General features: G+C 69.7%; 15 protein-coding genes. 13 read left to right on the top strand and 2 right to left on the bottom strand.

Annotated elements, in window-relative coordinates:
• Positions 1 to 26: 26 nt before the first annotated feature.
• From mfd to SREC43747_RS0113305, 6 genes are all read left to right on the top strand, one after another.
• Positions 27 to 3,623 (top strand): transcription-repair coupling factor, encoded by a 3,597-nt coding sequence (gene mfd, locus SREC43747_RS0113280; RefSeq protein WP_029721759.1) that lies wholly within the window; start codon positions 27 to 29, stop codon positions 3,621 to 3,623.
• 151 nt (positions 3,624 to 3,774) lie between these two features.
• Entirely contained in the window at positions 3,775 to 5,457 is a 1,683-nt protein-coding gene (locus tag SREC43747_RS0113285; protein ID WP_029721760.1) for a BCCT family transporter, read from the top strand.
• A 103-nt stretch (positions 5,458 to 5,560) separates the two neighbouring features.
• Positions 5,561 to 6,499 carry a SurA N-terminal domain-containing protein gene (locus tag SREC43747_RS0113290; protein ID WP_236623181.1) on the top strand — a complete coding sequence of 313 codons (939 nt, stop codon included), beginning with the start codon at positions 5,561 to 5,563 and terminating at the stop codon, positions 6,497 to 6,499.
• Between the two features lie 68 nt (positions 6,500 to 6,567).
• Positions 6,568 to 7,578 carry a nucleoside triphosphate pyrophosphohydrolase gene (locus SREC43747_RS0113295; RefSeq protein ID WP_037331967.1) on the top strand — a complete coding sequence of 337 codons (1,011 nt, stop codon included), beginning with the start codon at positions 6,568 to 6,570 and terminating at the stop codon, positions 7,576 to 7,578.
• Between the two features lie 84 nt (positions 7,579 to 7,662).
• Complete coding sequence (locus SREC43747_RS0113300) at positions 7,663 to 8,460, top strand: lytic transglycosylase domain-containing protein (RefSeq protein WP_029721763.1); 798 nt, start codon at positions 7,663 to 7,665, stop codon at positions 8,458 to 8,460.
• 24 nt (positions 8,461 to 8,484) lie between these two features.
• Positions 8,485 to 9,291: a lytic transglycosylase domain-containing protein gene (locus tag SREC43747_RS0113305; protein ID WP_029721764.1), complete on the top strand. Its 807-nt coding sequence runs from the start codon at positions 8,485 to 8,487 to the stop codon at positions 9,289 to 9,291.
• A gap of 7 nt (positions 9,292 to 9,298) precedes the next feature.
• Here the strand turns inward: SREC43747_RS0113305 and SREC43747_RS0113310 are convergent, their stop codons facing one another.
• Positions 9,299 to 9,673 carry a tetratricopeptide repeat protein gene (locus tag SREC43747_RS0113310; RefSeq protein ID WP_029721765.1) on the bottom strand — a complete coding sequence of 125 codons (375 nt, stop codon included), beginning with the start codon at positions 9,671 to 9,673 and terminating at the stop codon, positions 9,299 to 9,301.
• Positions 9,674 to 9,950: 277 nt separating this feature from the next.
• On the opposite strand from SREC43747_RS0113310, the gene eno reads away from it, so the two are divergent.
• The 3 genes from eno to SREC43747_RS0113325 are packed head-to-tail and all read left to right on the top strand — an operon-like array spanning position 9,951 to position 12,314.
• Complete coding sequence (gene eno / locus SREC43747_RS0113315; RefSeq protein ID WP_029721766.1) at positions 9,951 to 11,237, top strand: phosphopyruvate hydratase; 1,287 nt, start codon at positions 9,951 to 9,953, stop codon at positions 11,235 to 11,237.
• Between the two features lie 4 nt (positions 11,238 to 11,241).
• Positions 11,242 to 11,802 carry an FtsB family cell division protein gene (locus SREC43747_RS0113320; RefSeq protein WP_029721767.1) on the top strand — a complete coding sequence of 187 codons (561 nt, stop codon included), beginning with the start codon at positions 11,242 to 11,244 and terminating at the stop codon, positions 11,800 to 11,802.
• Positions 11,803 to 11,804: 2 nt separating this feature from the next.
• Positions 11,805 to 12,314 carry a DUF501 domain-containing protein gene (locus SREC43747_RS0113325; protein WP_029721768.1) on the top strand — a complete coding sequence of 170 codons (510 nt, stop codon included), beginning with the start codon at positions 11,805 to 11,807 and terminating at the stop codon, positions 12,312 to 12,314.
• A gap of 39 nt (positions 12,315 to 12,353) precedes the next feature.
• Here the strand turns inward: SREC43747_RS0113325 and SREC43747_RS0113330 are convergent, their stop codons facing one another.
• Positions 12,354 to 13,973, bottom strand: a complete 1,620-nt coding sequence (locus tag SREC43747_RS0113330; RefSeq protein WP_051388009.1) for an acyl-CoA dehydrogenase family protein — start codon at positions 13,971 to 13,973, stop codon at positions 12,354 to 12,356.
• A gap of 194 nt (positions 13,974 to 14,167) precedes the next feature.
• On the opposite strand from SREC43747_RS0113330, the gene SREC43747_RS0113335 reads away from it, so the two are divergent.
• The 4 genes from SREC43747_RS0113335 (at position 14,168) to SREC43747_RS0113350 (ending at position 18,902) form a co-directional block, all read left to right on the top strand.
• Complete coding sequence (locus tag SREC43747_RS0113335; RefSeq protein WP_029721770.1) at positions 14,168 to 15,121, top strand: Ppx/GppA phosphatase family protein; 954 nt, start codon at positions 14,168 to 14,170, stop codon at positions 15,119 to 15,121.
• A gap of 233 nt (positions 15,122 to 15,354) precedes the next feature.
• Positions 15,355 to 16,962: a peptide ABC transporter substrate-binding protein gene (locus tag SREC43747_RS0113340; RefSeq protein ID WP_236623182.1), complete on the top strand. Its 1,608-nt coding sequence runs from the start codon at positions 15,355 to 15,357 to the stop codon at positions 16,960 to 16,962.
• 64 nt (positions 16,963 to 17,026) lie between these two features.
• Positions 17,027 to 17,953, top strand: a complete 927-nt coding sequence (locus tag SREC43747_RS0113345; RefSeq protein ID WP_029721772.1) for an ABC transporter permease — start codon at positions 17,027 to 17,029, stop codon at positions 17,951 to 17,953.
• A complete protein-coding gene (locus SREC43747_RS0113350) occupies positions 17,946 to 18,902 on the top strand; it encodes an ABC transporter permease (protein ID WP_029721773.1) in 957 nt (318 codons plus the stop codon). The genes SREC43747_RS0113345 and SREC43747_RS0113350 overlap by 8 nt, the downstream gene beginning before the upstream one ends.
• The last annotated feature ends 56 nt before the right edge of the window (positions 18,903 to 18,958 follow it).

Genomic DNA, 18,958 nt, shown 5'->3' on the forward strand with positions numbered 1-18,958 from the left:
CGTCGTCATCGCTGCGAGGTAGCTCCATGAGCCAGGCCGGTCCCTTGCGTGGACTGCTCGAAGTCATGCTCCGCGACCCCGCCATCCGGCAGATCGTCGAGGCTGCTGACCGGCCGCAACTGAACCTGGAGGGCCCCGCCGCGGCCCGGCCGCTCACCGCGGCCGCGCTCGCCGCGGCGAACGGGGCGGATCGGCCGGTGCTGCTGGTGACGGCCACCGAGCGGGAAGCCGAGGAGTCCGCGGCCGCGCTGACCGGTTTGCTCGAGCCGGAAGCGGTCGCCGTCTTCCCCTCCTGGGAGACGCTGCCGCACGAGCGGCTGTCGCCGCGCGCGGACACGGTGGGCCGGCGGTTGGCCGTGCTGCGGCGGCTCGCCCACCCGGAGGAGTCGCCGCACGGCCAGATCCGGGTGCTGGTCACCACGGTCCGCAGCCTCATCCAACCGGTCGCCCCGGGCCTGGGGGAGCTGGAGCCGGTGCAGCTCGAGGTCGGCGACGAGCACGACTTCGAAGAGCTCGTGCAGCGGCTGAGCGGGCTCGCCTACGAGCGCGTGGACATGGTCGAGAAGCGCGGCGAGTTCGCCGTCCGCGGCGGCATCGTGGACGTCTTCCCGCCCACCGCCGAACACCCGCTGCGGGTCGAGTTCTGGGGCGACGAGGTCACCGAGATCCGACCGTTCGGGGTGGCCGACCAGCGGTCCCTGCCGGACGCCAAGAGCACCGACCTGTTCGCCCCGCCGTGCCGCGAACTGCTGATCACCGACCAGGTGGCGGAACGGGCCGGGAAACTGGCCGAGCAGCACCAGGGCGACGCCCAGCTGGCGGAGCTGCTCGGCAAGATCGCCGCCGGGTCGCCGGCCGAGGGGATGGAAGCGCTCATCCCGGTGCTGTGCGAAGGCGAGATGGAACTGCTGACCGATCTCGTCCCCGCCGGCACCCACGTGCTGCTCGCCGACCCGGAGAAGATCCACGCCCGGGCCGCGGACCTGGTGCGCACCGGCCAGGAGTTCCTGGAGGCCTCCTGGATGGTCGCCGCGGACGGCGGCAAGGCCCCCATCGACCTGGGCGCCTCCGCTTACCGCGGTCTCGGCGAGGTGGCCGAGCACACCCGCGCCGCGGGGCTGCCGTGGTGGACGCTGTCCCAGCTCAGCAGCGAAGCCGGGGAGGACGACAGCACCGTGCGGCTGTCGCTCAAGCCGGTCGAGGCCTACCGCGGGGAGATCGAGCGGGCCTTCAGCGACCTGCGCGAGCGCATCACCGCCGGGGGCAGGGCGGTGCTGGTGGTGGCCGGCGCCGGCACGGCGCAGCGGGCCGTGCAGCAGCTGCGCGACGCCGACCTGGCGGCGAAGTACGCGGCGGAAGGGCTCACCGGTGAACCCGAGCCGCGCGTGGTCACGGTGGTGCGGGGCGGCCTGGAAGACGGCTTCTCGGCACCCGAGGTGGGGCTCACCGTGCTCACCGAAGCCGACCTGACCGGCGGGCGCGGCGGGACCTCCACCCGGGACATGCGGCGCATGCCGTCCCGGCGCCGCAACGCGGTCGACCCGCTCGCCCTCAAGCCCGGCGACTTCGTGGTGCACGAGCAGCACGGCATCGGCAAGTACGTCGAGATGGTGCAGCGCACCGTCGGCGGGGCCACCCGCGAGTACCTGGTGCTGGAGTACGCGCCGAGCAAGCGCGGCCAGCCGGGCGACCGGTTGTTCGTCCCCACCGACCAGCTGGACGAGGTCACCCGCTACGTCGGCGGGGAAGTGCCCGCGCTGAACAAGCTCGGCGGCGCGGACTGGAAGAACACCAAGGCCAAGGCCCGCAAGGCGGTCAAGGAGATCGCGGCCGAGCTCGTCCAGCTGTACGCCGCGCGGCAGTCCTCGCCGGGCCACGCGTTCGGCCCCGACACCCCGTGGCAGCGGGAGCTGGAGGACGCCTTCCCCTACACCGAGACCCCGGACCAGCTGGCCGCCATCAACGAGGTCAAGGCCGACATGGAGCGCCCGGTGCCGATGGACCGGGTGATCTGCGGTGACGTCGGCTACGGCAAGACCGAGATCGCGGTGCGCGCGGCGTTCAAGGCCGTGCAGGACGGCAAGCAGGTGGTGGTGCTGGTGCCCACCACGCTGCTGGCCCAGCAGCACCTGAACACCTTCACCGACCGGATGCGCTCCTTCCCGGTGCGGATCCGCGGTCTGTCCCGCTTCACCCCGCCGCAGGAGGCCGAGGAGACCATCCGGGGGCTGGCCGACGGCGAGGTGGACATCGTCATCGGCACCCACCGGCTGCTGCAGACCGGCGTCCGCTACAAGGACCTCGGCCTGGTGATCGTGGACGAGGAGCAGCGGTTCGGGGTCGAGCACAAGGAGCACATCAAGGCGCTGCGCACCCACGTCGACGTGCTGACGATGTCGGCGACGCCGATCCCGCGGACGCTGGAGATGAGCATGGCGGGCATCCGGGAGATGTCCAACATCCTCACCCCGCCGGAAGAGCGCCACCCGGTGCTGACCTACGTCGGTCCCTACGACGACAAGCAGGTGGCCGCGGCGATCCGCCGGGAGCTGCTGCGCGACGGCCAGGTCTTCTTCGTGCACAACCGGGTCAGCACCATCGAGAAGACCGCCCGCAAGCTGCGGGAACTGGTGCCGGAGGCCCGCATCGTCACCGCGCACGGGCAGATGAACGAGGACCGCCTGGAACGGATCATCCAGGGGTTCTGGGAGCGGGAAGCCGACGTCCTGGTGTGCACCACGATCGTGGAGACCGGGCTGGACATCTCCAACGCCAACACCCTGATCGTGGACCAGGCGGACCGGCTCGGGCTCGCCCAGCTGCACCAGCTGCGCGGCCGGGTCGGCCGGGCCCGGGAGCGCGGTTACGCCTACTTCCTGTACTCGCCGGAGAAACCGCTGACCGACACCGCGCACGACCGGCTGGCCACCATCGCGCAGAACTCCGAGCTGGGCGCCGGCATGGCGGTGGCGATGAAGGACCTGGAGATCCGCGGGGCGGGCAACATCCTCGGGGCCGAGCAGTCCGGGCACATCGCCGGGGTCGGGTTCGACCTGTACGTCCGGCTGGTCGGGGAGGCCGTCGAGGCGTTCCGGCGGGACACCGGGGCCGGAGCCGGTGCCGGCGAGGAGGACCTGCCCGAGGTCCGGGTCGACCTGCCGGTGGACGCCCACATCCCGCACGACTACGTGCCGGGCGAGCGGCTGCGGCTGGAGGCGTACCGCAAGATCGCCGCGGCCCCGGACGAGGCCGGCCTGGACGCCATCCGCGAGGAGCTGGCGGACCGCTACGGCCCGCTGCCGGAGTCGGTGGAGCGGTTGCTCCAGGTGGCCCGGTTCCGCCAGGTCTGCCGGTCCTTCGGGGTGCGGGAGGTGACCCTGCAGGGGTCCTCGCTGCGGTTCGCCCCCTTGGAGCTGGCCGACTCGCAGACGGTGCGGCTCAAGCGGCTGTACCCGAAGGCGGTGTACAAGGCCGCGGTGCGGACCGTTTCGCTGCCCCGGCCCACCGAAGGCGCTGCGGGCGGGCGGATCGGTGCGCCGCCGCTGCGGGACGAACAGCTGCTCGAGTGGTGCACGAAGTTCTTGACCTCGCTGCTCGCCAAGCCGGCCGCCGCCAGCGCCTGACCCGTCCGGGCTCCGCTGGCGTGCGATCTTGCCGGGGCTCTCGCAGGCTGGGAGGCCGACAACCCCCGGTCAGTGGCTTTGAGTTGCCCGGATACCGCCTCGGCGTGACGGTTGACCCGTCCGTCAGCGTCACGAGGGAGGCGCGGGAGCCATGAGCAAGCAGAGCCCCGAGCCTGGGCAGCGCTCCCAGCTCGAATCGAGTGCGCGTTCACCACGCACCGATTTCGTGGTCTTCGGGGTGACCGCGGTCATCACCGTCTTCTTCGTCGGCTGGGGTGTGCTGTCCACCGAAACGCTGGCGGCGGCCGCTGACGCCGGGTTGGCTTGGCTGGTGACCAACGGCGGGTGGGCGTTCGTGCTCGCCGCCACCGGTTTCGTGATCTTCGCGGTGTGGCTGGCCTTCAGCCGGTACGGATCGGTGCCGCTGGGCAAGGACGGGGAAGCCCCGGAGTTCCACACCGTGTCCTGGATAGCCATGATGTTCAGCGCCGGCATGGGCATCGGGCTGATGTTCTTCGGCATCGCCGAGCCGCTGGCCCACTTCGTCGAACCACCACCGGGCACGGTGCCGCCGGAGAGCGACAAAGCGATCGAAGTCGCCATGGCCACCTCCCTGTTCCACTGGACGCTCCACCCGTGGTCGATCTACGCGGTGGTCGGGTTGGCCATCGCCTACTCGGCGTTCCGCCGCGACCGCCGGCAGACGATCAGCGCGGTGTTCACCCCGCTGATCGGGTCGCGCCGGTCGAACGGCCCGGCGGGCAAGGTGATCGACATCTTGGCGCTGTTCGCCACCCTCTTCGGTTCCGCGGCCTCCCTCGGGTTGGGCACCCTGCAGATCCGCAGCGGCATGCAGGCGGTGGGCTGGATCGGCAACATCGGGCAGACCGTCCTGGTGCTGATCATCGTGGTGCTGACCATCTGCTTCATCGCCTCGGCCGTGTCCGGCATCGCCCGCGGCATCCAGTGGCTGTCCAACATCAACATGGTGCTGGCGCTGATCCTGGCGGTGTTCATCTTCGTGGCCGGGCCGACCGTGTTCGTGCTCGACCTGGTGCCGATGTCCATCGGTGACTACGTGCGGGACTTCGGGGAGATGGCTTCCCGCTCCGGCGCCACCGGCGGCGAGGAGATGAACAGCTGGTTGTCGAGCTGGACGATCTTCTACTGGGCGTGGTGGATCTCCTGGACGCCGTTCGTCGGCATGTTCATCGCCCGGATCAGCCGCGGGCGCACCATCCGCCAGTTCGTCGGCGGGGTGATCCTGGTGCCCAGCGTGGTGAGCATCATCTGGTTCTCCATCCTCGGCGGCACCGCGATCCACACCCAGCGGAGCGGGATCAACGTCTTCGGGACCGGCAGCGAGGAGGCCCAGACCTTCTCGGTGCTGGAGACCCTGCCGATAGCGGGGGTCACCTCGGTGCTGGTGATGGTCCTGGTGGCGATCTTCTTCGTCTCGGGCGCGGACGCGGCCTCGGTGGTGATGGGCACGCTGTCCCAGCGCGGCTCGATCACCCCCAAGCGCTGGATCGTGGTGTATTGGGGTGCGGCGACCGGTGCGGTGGCCGCGATCATGCTGATCATCGGCGGGGAGGACGCGCTCAGCGGTATCCAGAACCTCACCTTCCTGGCCTCGGCGCCGTTCCTGGTGGTGATGGTCCTGCTCTGCGTGGCGTTGATGAAGGACCTGCGCAGCGACCCGATGATGCGCCGCGAGCGGAAGGGGGCGCAGGTCCTCGAACAGGCGGTCATCACCGGGACCGAGCGGCACGGGCCCGATTTCCAGTTGGAGGTCAGCCCGGCGGCGGAGGAGGAAGAAGAAGACCGGGAGTGAGGGGCCCGCGGGCAGCGGTGCCGTGACGCTTCCGGGGGTGGGAGCGGGTTTTGCCGCGCGGTGGGACTTCACCGCGAGTTGATCTCGTGAGAGGGTGGCCGCCGTGAGGTTCGCCATGATCCGCCGGGCGCGTCTGCTCGTGCTGGGGGCCGTCGCCGCGGTGCTGCTCACCGGCTGCGGCGTGGAACCCGGTAGGGCGGGTGCTGCCGCGATCGTCGGTGGGACCCGGATCCCGGTCGCCGAGGTGCAGTCCTGGATGCGGGAGGCCTTCGCGCAGGACCCGGATCTCGAGCAGCGGTTGCAGCAGCAGGGCCGGCTGGACGACAGCGCTCGGGAGATCGCTGGTCACCTGGTCAAGCAGGAACTGGTCGAGCAGGTGGCGCAGCGCGAAGGCCTGCGGGTTTCCCCGGGTCGGGTCGAGGAGGTCATCGACCGCCACGGCGGGGTCGAGGAGATCACGCGGGGGAGCCTGCTCACCCCGCAGCAGGCCCGGTCGATGGCGAGGTCGGCGCTGTTGCTCACCGAGCTGGGGCGCAAGTACGTTCCGCGGCTCGCGGTGACGGTGGACTACGTGCAGGCCGCCGACCGCCGGGAAGCCGGGGAGAAGGCCCGCCGGATGGCGATGGGGCCGCAGGAGGCGGACCGGTTGCTGCAGGAGGAGCGGCGGGCCGGTGGGCAGGTCGTCGTCGACCAGCGGATGACGGCAGCCGAGGATCCGGAGGTCGCCGCGATGACACCGCTCTTCGGCGCTCTGCCGGGTACCGTGGTGGCTTTCGAGCCCCGGCCCCGCAGCGGGCAGTGGGTCGTGGCCCGGGTCAAGCAGCGGTCGGCCGACGAGCAGGTGGTCCGCGATGCGGCGCCTCTCGACGACCAGGTGCTGGAGGCGGTGGGCACCCGGCTGCTGGCGGTCACGGCGGACCGGGTCGGCGTGCAGCTCAGCCCGCGCTACGGGGTGTGGGATCCGATTGCGCTCACCGCTGTCCCCAACGAGGAGGAGACCAGGGGATTTTGGTTTTCACCCGTTCGGGCCGAAGTAGGCTGAACCCTTGGGCCGTTGGCCCGCGAACGTGCGGATGACGTGTTGTTCCGCTGGATGGGGACGATTGTGCTATGAACACTGAGCTCGAGGTGGCGCACGGCTGCGCGGTCGTGCTGGTGGACGACCGGCTCGGCGATGTGGTGCCCGCCGCGGCGGTGCGGCTGCTGCGCGGTGCCAGCGCGGTGTACGCCGAGTCCGGGGTGTCCGGCAGTTTGCGGCGGGAGCTGGGGGCGACCGAGCCGCCCGCGGTGGAGGAGCTGCTGCGGCAGGCCGCTCGGGAGCCGGTCGTGCTGGTCGCCGGCGAGCTCAGCTCCGCCGAGTCCAAGGGGCTCAGCGCGGCGGGGGCCCCGGTGGTCTCCGCGCCGGCGCCCACCGGGGTGGAGTTGTTGGACGCGGTCGCGGTGATGGACCGGTTGCGCTCCCCGGGCGGCTGCCCGTGGGACGCCCAGCAGGACCACCGAACGCTGCGCAAGTACTTGGTGGAGGAGACCTACGAGCTGCTGGACGCCATCGCGCAGCGGGATCGCGGGGCGATGCGCGAAGAGCTGGGTGACGTGCTGCTGCAGGTGCTGTTCCACGCCCGGGTGGCGGCCGAGGACGAGGCCGATCCCTTCGACATCGACGAGGTGGCGGCCGGGCTGGTGGGCAAGCTCGTTTCCCGGCATCCGAACGTGTTCGCCGAGGACGGGCAAGTGCTGGACGCCGAGTCGCAGCACGCCCGCTGGGAAGAGCTCAAGCAGCAGGAGAAGCAGCGCGATTCCATCGTGGACGGCGTGGCGCTGGGGCAGCCCGCGGTGGCGCTGGCGGCCAAGCTGGTGCAGCGGGCCAGCAGGGCCGGGGTTCCGGTCGACGAGCTGGACTTCGGCGGTTCCGCGGGGGAGGAGCTCTTCGCCATCGCCGCTCGGGCCAAGCTGGCCGGGGCCGACCCGGAGGACGAGCTGCGCGCAGTGGCGCTGGAGTTCGCCGAGCGGATCCGGGCGGCCGAGCGGCGGGCGCGAGAAGCCGGCAAGGATCCGCGACAGCTGGACTCCGCTGAATGGCGCGAACTGCTAACCGATTTGCCGGACTCCGGCCTGGGCTGACCGGTCCTGTGCTTGACTTGATCTCCGGCTCAGCTGTGCTCCGCCGCCCGGAGCACCGGCAGTCCTGGTGTGCGTAGAGGGAGGATGTTGTTGCCGCGCCTGTTCTGGCTGGTTCTGGCCCCTGCGCTCACCGTGCTGCTGTCGTGCTCCCCGGCGCCGGAGCAGGAGAAGCAGGTCGCCCCGTTCGAGCCGCCCCCCGCGGAAGCGCCGCCGGACGCCGGGGTCCCGCCGCCGCAGGTGCGGCTGCACGTTCCCGGCGGGCCTCCGCTGTCGGCCGAGGAGCGTCCGCAGCGGCAGCTGGTCGACTGGTCGGAGGCGTTGGCCGACGGGTTGAACATCCCGCGCGCGGCGCTGCAGGCCTACGGCTACGCCCAGCGCGCGCTCGAGCAGTCCATGCCGGAGTGCCACCTGACCTGGACCGTGCTGGCCGGCATCGGGGCGGTGGAGTCCAGCCACGGCCGGTACGGCGGGGCGAAGCTGGACCAGACCGGCAGGCCGGACCGCCCGGTGATCGGCCCGGCGCTGGACGGCAGTCCCGGGGTGAAGCGCATCGAGGACACCGACGGGGGAGAGCTGGACGGCGACGAGCAGTGGGACCGGGCCGTCGGCCCGCTCCAGTTCATCCCGGAGAGCTGGCGCGAGTGGGGTGTGGACGCCGACGGTGACGGCGTCGCCGACCCGAACGACATCGACGACGCGGCCATGGCAGCCGCCCGCTACCTGTGTTCGGTGGGTGGGGACCTGCAGCAGCCGGACCGGTTCTGGAAGGCCCTGCTCACCTACAACCAGAGCCGCGACTACGTGCAGGAAGTCATCAACTACGCCGACTACTACGGGAAGAAGAGCCGGAAACTGCTGTCCGGAGGAGTAGTGACCGAATAACTACTCCCAAGTAGCCTCTGCTGCGTGATCAGAGACACCCCGCCCGTGCTCGCCGCGCTGGGGCGGCTGGGCGCAGCCCTGCTGCTGCTGGCGGCGACAGCTGGCGGAGTTGGGCTGCTCCACGTGCTCAGCACCCCGGCCCCGGCTCCGGTCGCCGGTCCGCCTCCGGTGCAACCGGTCGAACCCGCCCAGGTCGAACCCGGCTCGACCGCCCCGGAGGAGAAGCCGCTGCCGGAGCTCCCCGCGGCCGCCGCCGACCCCGACCCGGTCCGGCAGTGGGCGGACCAGGTCGCCGCGGTGGTCGACATCCCCGCCCGGGCGGTGGTCGCCTACGTCAACGCCGAGCTGGCCATGCGCGAGCACCAGCCGGGGTGCCACCTCTCCTGGGCTACCCTGGCCGGGATCGGCCGGATCGAGTCCAACCACGGCCGCTTCGCCGGTCGCCGGCTGGGTGAGGACGGGCGGCCTTCCGCACCGATCATCGGGATCGCGCTGGACGGTTCGCCCGGGGTGCGGGCCATCCCGGACACCGATGGCGGGCTGTTCGACGGGGACGCGGTGTTCGACCGGGCCGTCGGTCCGCTGCAGTTCATCCCCTCCACCTGGAACAAGTGGGCGACCGACGGGAACGGGGACGGCATCGGCGATCCGCAGAACATCGACGACGCGGCCATGGCCGCCGCCCGCTACCTGTGCGCCGGGGGACGGGACTTGAGCACCGGCGCCGGCTGGTGGTCGGCTGTGATGTCGTACAACAACTCGGTCGAGTACGCCCAAAAGGTGTTCGCCATGGCCGAGCGGTACGCCGAGGTCGCCAGCCGGCGCAGCTGACCGGCTGCTAGGACAGGTTGGCGATCCGGGCGTTGATCTCGCCGAGCGCTTCCTGGTAGGCCGGGTCCGGGTGCATCGTCGCCGCCAGCCGCAGCTGGGTGCGGGCTTCGTTCAACCGGCCCTGCCGCTGCAGCGTCCGGCCCAGCATCAGCCGCGCGTAGTGGTCGGAGGGGTCCAGTTCGAGCACCCGCAGCAGCGCTTCCTCGGCCCGCCGGAGCTGGGCGGAGTGGAAGTAGGCGCGGCCGAGCAGCAGCTGCACGCTCGGTTTGTCGCCGGCGACGTCCAGCACAGGGGTGAGGGCCCGCAGCGCTTCCAACGGTCGACGCTGCGAGAGCAGGTCCTCTGCTTTGCGGAACGCTTCCACGGCGCTGTCTGACGTCATACGTGCTCCACGGTAGGTGATGCGGGCGCCTCGTGCTTCGGCCAACCGGGTCGGCCCGGGCGCCGCGGAACGCGCACCGAATCGATTTGCCCGGGATCTCCCCTGGTTGCTGCGTGTCCCGCTGGGCCTGCTCGGTCGGTCCGTGCGAGTCTGCGGTGTGTCACCCGACTAGCCGGTTAGGCTCATAAGTGGTCGTCCGGAGACCGGTCTGCTGTCCGGTGCAGACCCGGCCCCCGAGGCCGCACCTCCATAGTTCGAACGCTGGTTAGGAGCACACGTGGCGATCATCGAGCAGGTCGGTGCCCGCGAGATCCTCGACTCCCGCGGAAACCCCACCGTCGAGGTCGAAGTGGCACTCGAAGATGGCACCCTCAGTCGTGCCGCAGTTCCGTCTGGTGCCTCGACCGGCGAGCACGAGGCTGTCGAGCTGCGCGACGGTGACGCCGCCCGCTACGGCGGCAAGGGTGTGGAGAAAGCCGTTGCGGCGGTCTTGGACGAGATCGGTCCCGAGCTGGCCGGGCTCGACGCCACCGAGCAGCGCGTGGTCGACCAGAAGCTGGTCGACCTGGACGGCACTCCGGACAAGTCCCGGCTCGGCGCCAACGCGATCCTGGGCGTGTCGCTGGCCGTGGCCAAGGCGGCGGCGGAGTCGTCGGGCCTGGAGCTGTTCCGCTACGTCGGCGGCCCCAACGCGCACGTGCTCCCGGTCCCGATGATGAACATCCTCAACGGCGGCGCGCACGCCGACACCGGGGTGGACATCCAGGAGTTCATGATCGCCCCGATCGGCGCGGACTCCTTCGCCGAAGCGCTGCGCTGGGGTGCGGAGACCTACCACGCCCTCAAGTCGGTGCTGAAGTCCAAGGGCCTGGCCACCGGGCTGGGTGACGAAGGTGGTTTCGCCCCGGACCTGCCGAACAACCGGGAAGCGCTGGACCTGCTGGTCTCGGCCATCGAGAAGGCCGGGTACAAGCCGGGGCGCGACATCGTGCTGGCCCTCGACGTGGCCGCCACCGAGTTCTTCTCCGACGGCAGCTACCAGTTCGAGGGCAGCAAGCGCACCGCCGAGCAGATGGCCCAGTACTACGGCGAGCTGCTCAACTCCTACCCGCTGGTGTCCGTCGAGGACCCGCTGGCCGAGGACGACTGGGACGGCTGGAAGCAGCTGACCTCCGAGGTCGGTGACAAGGTGCAGCTGGTCGGGGACGACCTGTTCGTCACCAACCCGGAGCGGTTGGAGGACGGCATCAACCGCGGCGTGGCCAACGCGCTGCTGGTCAAGGTCAACCAGATCGGCACCCTCTCGGAGACCTTGGACGCGGTCGGGCTGGCCACCTCCAGCGGCTACAAGTGCATGATGAGCCACCGCTCCGGCGAGACCGAGGACACCACGATCGCCGACCTGGCGGTGGCCACCGGCTGCGGCCAGATCAAGACCGGTGCCCCGGCGCGCAGCGAGCGGGTCGCCAAGTACAACCAGCTGCTGCGCATCGAGGAAGCGCTCGGCGACGCCGCCCGCTACGCCGGCGAGCTGGCCTTCCCGCGGTTCACCCCGGAGAACTGAGCTGATGCCGGTCGGGCGGGCTTCACCGAACCGCGGACGGCGCGGCCGCCGGGAGGAATCCTCGGCTGGGCGTCCCGGTGCGCGCGCTCGCCGGACCGGCACCGCGGCCAAGACCAAAGTCCGCAAGCCGGGCCGGCAGAGCACGGCCCGGCCGCGGACGAAGGCGAATCGGGCCAGGGCGAGCACGGCCGGGGCGTTCCAGCTCTCCTCCACGCGCCGGGCCGCCGTGCTCGCCACCGTGGTGTGCGCGATGGCGCTGAGCATCTCGGTGCCGTTGCGCACCTACTTGAGCCAGCAGGCCGAACTGGACGAGCAGCGGCAGCGGCAGGAACAGCTGTTGCGCGAGGTCGAGCAGCTCGAGCAGCGCAAGCGGGAGCTCAACGATCCGGCCCATGTGGAGGCCGAGGCCCGGGAGCGGCTGGGGTACGTCCGCCCCGGCGAAACCCCTTATATCGTGGAGCTCCCGGACACCTCGCCGGAAGCTCCGGAGCGGCCACGACCGGCGGCCGGCGATGTCCCGTGGTACGAGGAGTTGTGGAATTCGCTGCTGGGGAAGGAATCGTGACGGTGAGTTCGAGCAGGCGCCCTCCTGCGTTGGTCACCGAGGAGGAGCGGGAGATCGTCGCGCGTCAGCTCGGCAGGCCTCCCCGGGGGCTGCACGCGATCGCAGCGCGGGACGCGAACGGGGAGCCGACCGTGGTGCAGACCTGGCCCAGGTTGGAGAACGGCACCCCGTTCCCGACCCTCTACTACTTGACGTCACCTCCGCTGGTCTCCAACGTCTCCACGCTGGAAGCCGAGGGGCTGATGCGGGAGATGACCGAGCGGCTCTCGCAGGACCCGGAACTGGCCGAGCAGTACCGGCGGGCGCACGAGTCCTACTTGGCCGAACGCGACGCGTTGGAGCCGCTGGGCACCCAGGTCACCGCCGGCGGCATGCCGGGGCGGGTCAAGTGCTTGCACGTCCACTTGGCCCATGCGTTGGCCAAAGGCCCCGGGGTGAACCCGTTCGGTGACGAGGTCGTCGACTTGATCGCGCAGCGCTGGCCGGAGCACCGCTACTTGCTCAACCGCTGACCGGGCTGCCGCAGCCGGAGGCCGCGGCAGCCGACCGGCTCAGCGCGGGGTGACGCGCTCCACCAGCTTCGCGGCCGCCGCCACCGGGGCAGCGCCGTAGGTGTGCTGCGGGTTCTGCAGCCGGGTCGCCACGAACGCGTCGCTGACCTCTTGCGGCGCGTACCGCAGCAGCAGGCTGGCTTGGAGGGTGACGGCGAGCTGCTGGGCGAGCTGCCGGGCCGCGGCGGGTTCCGGGCGGGTCAGCTGGTCCCGCAGGTGGCGCACCGCCGCGTCGTAGTCCGCGTTGGCCCCGGTGGCGCTGCCCAGCTCGGCCAGCACCGCTTCGGCCGATTCCGGTTGTTTGCGCAGGGCCCGCAGCACGTCGAGCGCGGTGACGTTGCCGGAACCCTCCCAGATGGACATCAGCGGCGCTTCCCGGTACAGCCGGGGCATGCCGGATTCTTCGACGTACCCGTTGCCGCCCAGGCATTCCAGGGCTTCGGCCACCGCGCCGGGGGCGCGTTTGCACACGTAGAACTTGGTGGCCGGCAGGGCCAGGCGCAGCAGGGAGTTCTCCCCGGAGTCCACCGCGGCGGCCAGTCGCATCGCCAGGGCCGTGGCGGCTTCCGATTCCACCGCCAGGTCGGCGACGACCTGCTGCATCAGCGGGGTGTCGGCCAGGCGCTGGCCGAACGCGCTGCGGTGCTGGACGTGGTGGGCGGCTTCGGACAGGGCGATGCGGATGTTGGCCGCTGAACCGAGCACGCAGTCCAACCGGGTCATCGAAACCATTTCGATGATGCAGCGGACACCGCGCCCCTCTTCGCCGATGAGGTGCCCGATGGCGCCGGTGTACTCGATCTCCGAGGAGGCGTTGGACTTGTTGCCCAGCTTGTCCTTCAGCCGCTGCAGGCGGATCTCGTTGCGGCTGCCGTCCGGCAGCACGCGGGGCACCAGGAAGCAGCTCAGCCCGCCCGGGGCTTGCGCCAGGGTGAGGAACACGTCGTTCATCGGCGCCGAGGTGAACCACTTGTGCCCGACGAGCCGGTAGGTCCCGTCGCCGAGCGGTTCCGCGGTGGTGGTGTTGGCCCGCACGTCGGAGCCGCCCTGCTTCTCGGTCATCGACATCCCGGCCAGCAGCGCCGTTTTCTCCGCCGGTGGGCGCAGGACGGGGTCGTAGTCGCGGGAGGCGAGCTTGGGCACGAGCTCTTCGGCCAGCTCGGGGTTGTGGCGCAGGGCGGGCACCGCGGCGTAGGTCATGGACACCGGGCACCCGTGCCCGGCTTCGGCTTGGGACCACAGGTAGAACCCGGCGGCCCGGCGCAGGTGGGCTCGACCGCTGGGCTGCGTCCAGGGGGCGGCGTGCAGGCCGTGGTGGATGGCCTGGGACATCAGCCAGTGCCAGGACGGGTGGAATTCCACCTCGTCGATGCGGTTCCCGTAGCGGTCGTGGGTGCGCAGCACGGGCGGGTTCTCGTTGGCGAGCCGGCCTTGCTCCCGGGCTTCGGCGGAGCCGGCTCGTTCGGCGAGCTCGGACAGGTCGTCGAGGCGGTAGCGGTCGATAACGCCCTGCAGCGCGGGATCGCAGGCCAGCGGATCGAACCCGTCCAGCGGCGGGGCCTGGTTGGTCACCCGGTGGGTCCGGTAGTCGATTGCTGGTGGCGAGTCATTGCGGCGCATTCCTGAAGATTAGGCCGAGATCCGCCGTCAGCACGAGACCTCGACGGGACTCGGCGGCTTTCGTCCGGTTCACCGCGGTCGCCGGGAGCCCCGGGCGGTGTCGGCGCGGGTGCAGGTCGGGCTCGATAGCGTGGAGACTTGGCGCTATCCGGCGGCACCCGCCCGCCGGGCCGACGACGACGAGGAGGAAGCCCATGCCACGGGTCGCGGCCATCGACTGCGGCACCAACTCGATCCGCCTGCTGGTGGCGGATGTGACCGTGCACGAGGACGGCAGGAAGGACCTGCGCGACATCGTCCGCACGATGCAGGTGGTCCGACTCGGCCAGGGGGTGGACGCCACCGGCAGGTTGGCGGAGGAGGCCATCGAGCGCACCCGCAAGGCGCTGGCCGACTACACGGCCATCGCGTTGCGCAAGGGCGTGGAGAAGGTGCGCATGGTGGCCACGTCGGCGACCCGGGACGCGGAGAACCGCGAGGACTTCTTCGAGATGGTGCGCCGCACGCTCGGGGTGGACGCCGAGGTGATCAGCGGCGAGGAGGAGGCCCGGCTGTCCTTCACCGGCGCGGTCGGTGACCTGGAGCCGGCGGACGGGCCGTTCGTGGTGACCGATGTGGGCGGTGGTTCCACCGAGCTCGTGGTGGGTTCGTGGGACGGGCTGCGGGCCGAGATCTCCGCCTCCCGCTCGGTGGACATCGGGTGCGTGCGGTTGACCGAGCGCTGCTTGCACAGCGACCCGCCCACCGCGGAGGAGGTCCGGGAGGCCGAGAAGGTGACCCGCCAGGTGCTGGACGAGGCGTTCGCGGTGGTGGATTGTTCGGGTGCGCGCACCTGGGTCGGGGTCGCGGGAACGATCACCACGCTTTCCGCCATCGCGCAGAATCTTCCGGAATACGACCCGGTCGCAATTCACCTTTCCCGTATTTCCCAGAAAAAGATCAATTCGATTACCGATGATCTGCTCGGAATGACGCACGAGCAGCGGGCCGCCATCGGTTCCATGCACCCGGGTCGGGTGGACGTCATCGGCGGTGGATCGTTGGTGGTCAAGAAGCTGGCCGAGGAGCTCTCCGAGCGTTCCGGTATCGATTCACTCACGGTCAGTGAACACGACATTTTGGACGGTATCGCGCTCTCTATCAGTTAGTTCTCAGATGATAAGAACCGTGTTCCACTATGCGGAAGAAGGGGGTGCTGAATCGAGAAAGAAAGTGACGGCTTTGTGACAGTCCATTGCGAATTCTTCGGCTTCAAATATGTTTACGCACGTCTGACGCGGCGGTGAAATCTCCGTCGGCGTGATGACCCCATCCACTTTGCTTGCGGTGGGTCGCGCGCGTGGAAACAGGAGGACGTATGCGTAAACGACGCTTTGCCGCATTGATTGCGGCGCCGCTCGCCGTGGGCCTGCTCGCCAGCGCCTGCGGCGGAGGGGGCAGCGGAGCGTCCGCGGACGGCGTCATCGTCGTCAACTCGGTCGAGCCGGAGAATCCACTGGTTCCAACAAATACCACCGAAGTCGGTGGCGGCAACGTGTTGGACGCGATGTTCACCGGTTTGGTCGCCTACGACGAGTTCACCTCCGAGCCGTACAACGAGGTGGCCGAGTCGATCGAGACGGACGACAACAAGGTCTACACGATCAAGCTCAAGCAGGGCTGGACGTTCCACGACGGCTCACCGGTGACCGCGGAAAGCTTCGTCAAGGCCTGGAACTACGCGGCCTACGCCCCCAACGGGCAGTCCACGGCCTCCTTCTTCGAGCACATCCAGGGCTACGACGAGGTCAACCCGCCGGACCCCGACGGTGACCAGGGGCCGCAGAAAGCCCCCGAACCGTCCGCCAAGGAGATGTCGGGGCTGAAGGTCATCGACGACCTGACCTTCGAGGTGACCCTCAAGGCCCCGTTCGCGACCTTCCCGACGATGCTGGGCTACACGGCCTTCTCGCCGCTGCCCGAGAAGTTCTTCCAAGACCCCAAGGGCTTCGAGGAGCACCCGATCGGCAACGGGCCGTTCAAGTTCGAAGACCGCCAGCCCAACGCCTACATCAAGCTCACCAAGTACGAGGACTACGCCGGCAAGAACAAGCCGCAGATCAACGGGGTCGAGTTCCGCATCTACAACGAACTCGAAACCGCCTACCAGGACCTGGTTTCGGGCAACCTCGACTTCCTCGACCAGCTCCCGGCGTCGGCGATGGTCGGCGACAAGTGGGAAGCCGACCTGCAGGGCCGCGGCGCCAAGAAGCCGCTGCTGAGCAACAACGCGCTGCAGATCCCGCTCTACGACCCGAAGTTCCAGGACCCGCGGGTGCGGCACGCCCTGTCGATGGCCATCAACCGGCAGGAGATCATCGACACCATCTTCAACGGCGCCTACACCCCGGCCGTCGGCTGGGTGCCGGAGGGCTCGATCCCGGACTACCAGGTGGGCGGCTGCGGCGAGTACTGCGAGTTCAACCCGGAGCGGGCCAAGCAGCTGCTGGCCGAGAGCGGCTTCCGCGGGCCGATCACCATCACCTCCAACGCCGACGGCGGGCACCAGGAGTGGATCGAGGCCGTCTGCGGCCAGTGGAAGAACAACCTCGATCTGGACTGCACCTACAACCCGGTGCCGACCTTCGCGGAATTCCAGAAGATCCACGACGAGAACGGGCACACCGGGCCGTTCCGCTTCGGCTGGCTGGGTGACTACCCGGCGGCGGAGACCTTCCTCGGCAAGATCTACCGCACCGGCGCGTCGTCGAACTACATGCGCTACAGCAACCCCGAGTTCGACGCCGCGATGGACCGCGCGGACCAGGCGCCGACCACCGAGGAGAGCAACAAGCTCTACGCGGAGGCGGAGAAGATCCTGGCCAAGGACATGCCGTCCATTCCGCTGTGGGACCAGCAGGCGGTCGTCGGTTGGTCGGAGAACCTCGACAACGTGACCATCACCTTCGACCGGCAGCTCAACCTGGAAACCGTCAAGCTGGTGTCCTGACCTCGTGTGACCGGGTCCGGCCTGGCGAAGGCCGGACCCGGCTTGCGTCCTGGAGGAGGTTCGCGTGGGGCGCTACGTGTTGCGGCGACTGCTGCAGCTGATCCCGGTTTTCATCGGGACGACTTTCATCATCTACGCGCTGGTCTGGGCACTGCCCGGTGATCCGTTCGCCGGGCGCTGCGGAGACCGGCCCTGTCCACCCGCGTACGTCGCGGAAATGACCGAGAAGTACAACTTGGACGACCCGGTCTTCGTCCAGTACTTCAAGTACCTGTGGCAGCTGCTGCAGGGGGATTTCGGGGAGACCTATTCGGGAATCCAAGTCAGCCAACTGGTCGCCAACGCCTATCCCGTGACCATCCGCCTCGCGGTGGTGGCCCTGGTGATCGAGGCGGTCATCGGCATCGCTGCGGGCGTGCTGACCGGTCTGCGCGGCCGCGGCTTCCTCGACAACCTGGTGCTGATCTCGACGCTGTTCCTGATCTCGCTGCCGGTGTTCGTCACCGGTTTCGTGCTGCAGGTCGTGCTCGGCACCGAGTTGGGCATCATCCGGCCCAGCGTGAGCAGCCAAGCCACCTGGGGCGAGCTGATCGTGCCCGGGTTCGTCCTCGGCAGTCTCTCCATGGCCTACGTGGCCCGGTTGACCCGGACCAGCCTGATGGAGAACAAGCGCGCCGACTACGTGCGCACCGCGGTGGCGAAGGGGCTCGAGCCGCGTCGGGTGGTCTGGGTGCACCTGATGCGCAACTCGATCATCCCGGTGCTGACCTTCCTGGGCACCGACCTCGGCACGCTGATGGGCGGTGCCATCGTCACCGAAGGCGTGTTCAACATCCGCGGCATCGGCGGGTTGATCTACGACGCCATCCTGACCCAGGAAGGGGCGACCGTCACCGGAATCGTCACCCTGCTGGTTCTTGTGTACCTGGTGATGAACCTGCTCGTGGACGTGCTCTACGCGGTTCTGGACCCGAGGATCCGATATGACTAAGCCTGCTGACACCGGTCTGGTCGAGACCGCCCCGGCAGCGGTGCCCGAAGCGGGCTCCGCTGCGCCGAAGAAACAGGACAAGCCGCGCGGCCTGTGGGCGGACGCCTGGTACGAGCTGCGCCGCCGGCCGATGTTCCTGGTCTCGATGGGCATCATCGCCGTGCTGGTGGTGATGGCGCTGTTCCCGCAGCTGTTCACCTCGGTGGATCCCAACGTGCAGGACCTGAGCAAAGCCCGGCAGGGCCCGTCCGCTGAAGCCTGGTTCGGCTACGACACGCTGGGACGCGACATCTACGCCCGCTGCATCTACGGCGCCCGCGCCACGATCATGGTCGGCCTGCTGGCCACGCTGGCCACCGTGCTCATCGGCTCGGTGGTCGGTCTGATCGCCGGCTACGCCGGGGGTTGGCTGGACAGCCTGCTCTCCCGGATCGGTGAGATCTTCATCGGCCTGCCGTTCGTGCTGGGTGCGATCGTCATCCTCACCACGCTGAACCCGGCGACCGCAGCGCCCGACCCGGTCCGCATCGTGACCCTGGTGATCCTGTCGATCTCCCTGCTCTCCTGGCCGATGGCCATGCGCATCATGCGTTCGGCGGCCATCTCGGCCCGGCAGCAGGACTACGTCAAAGCGGCTCGGGCGCTGGGGGCCAGTCCGACGCGGATCATCTTCCGGCACATGCTGCCGAACTGCCTGGCGCCGGTCACCGTCTACGCCACGATCGCGCTGGGCGGGTTCATCGGCACGGAAGCGACCCTGTCGTTCCTCGGGCTCGGGCTGCGGTCGCCGGTGGTGTCCTGGGGCGTGATGATCGCCGAATCCCGCCGGTACATCACCGTCGCCCCGCACCTGCTGTTCTTCCCGGCGATGTTCCTGGTGGTCACGGTGCTGGCGTTCGTGATGCTCGGTGACACCGTGCGGGACGCGCTCGACCCGAAGCAGAAGTAGGAGAACCGCCTTGTCTACTGTGGATGACAAAGCGCCGGCGGAGCGGCTGCTGGAGG

The organism is Saccharopolyspora rectivirgula DSM 43747, from assembly GCF_000497205.1.
Classification (GTDB): domain Bacteria; phylum Actinomycetota; class Actinomycetes; order Mycobacteriales; family Pseudonocardiaceae; genus Saccharopolyspora; species Saccharopolyspora rectivirgula.

Bases quoted from the DNA above. Each gene is read 5' to 3' on its own strand.
- mfd (WP_029721759.1), top strand. From the start codon at position 27: ATGAGCCAGGCCGGTCCCTTGCGTGGACTGCTCGAAGTCATGCTCCGC.
- SREC43747_RS0113285 (WP_029721760.1), top strand. From the start codon at position 3,775: ATGAGCAAGCAGAGCCCCGAGCCTGGGCAGCGCTCCCAGCTCGAATCG.
- SREC43747_RS0113295 (WP_037331967.1), top strand. From the start codon at position 6,568: ATGAACACTGAGCTCGAGGTGGCGCACGGCTGCGCGGTCGTGCTGGTG.
- SREC43747_RS0113300 (WP_029721763.1), top strand. From the start codon at position 7,663: ATGTTGTTGCCGCGCCTGTTCTGGCTGGTTCTGGCCCCTGCGCTCACC.
- SREC43747_RS0113310 (WP_029721765.1), bottom strand. From the start codon at position 9,673: ATGACGTCAGACAGCGCCGTGGAAGCGTTCCGCAAAGCAGAGGACCTG.
- SREC43747_RS0113320 (WP_029721767.1), top strand. From the start codon at position 11,242: ATGCCGGTCGGGCGGGCTTCACCGAACCGCGGACGGCGCGGCCGCCGG.
- SREC43747_RS0113330 (WP_051388009.1), bottom strand. From the start codon at position 13,973: ATGCGCCGCAATGACTCGCCACCAGCAATCGACTACCGGACCCACCGG.
- SREC43747_RS0113335 (WP_029721770.1), top strand. From the start codon at position 14,168: ATGCCACGGGTCGCGGCCATCGACTGCGGCACCAACTCGATCCGCCTG.
- SREC43747_RS0113350 (WP_029721773.1), top strand. From the start codon at position 17,946: ATGACTAAGCCTGCTGACACCGGTCTGGTCGAGACCGCCCCGGCAGCG.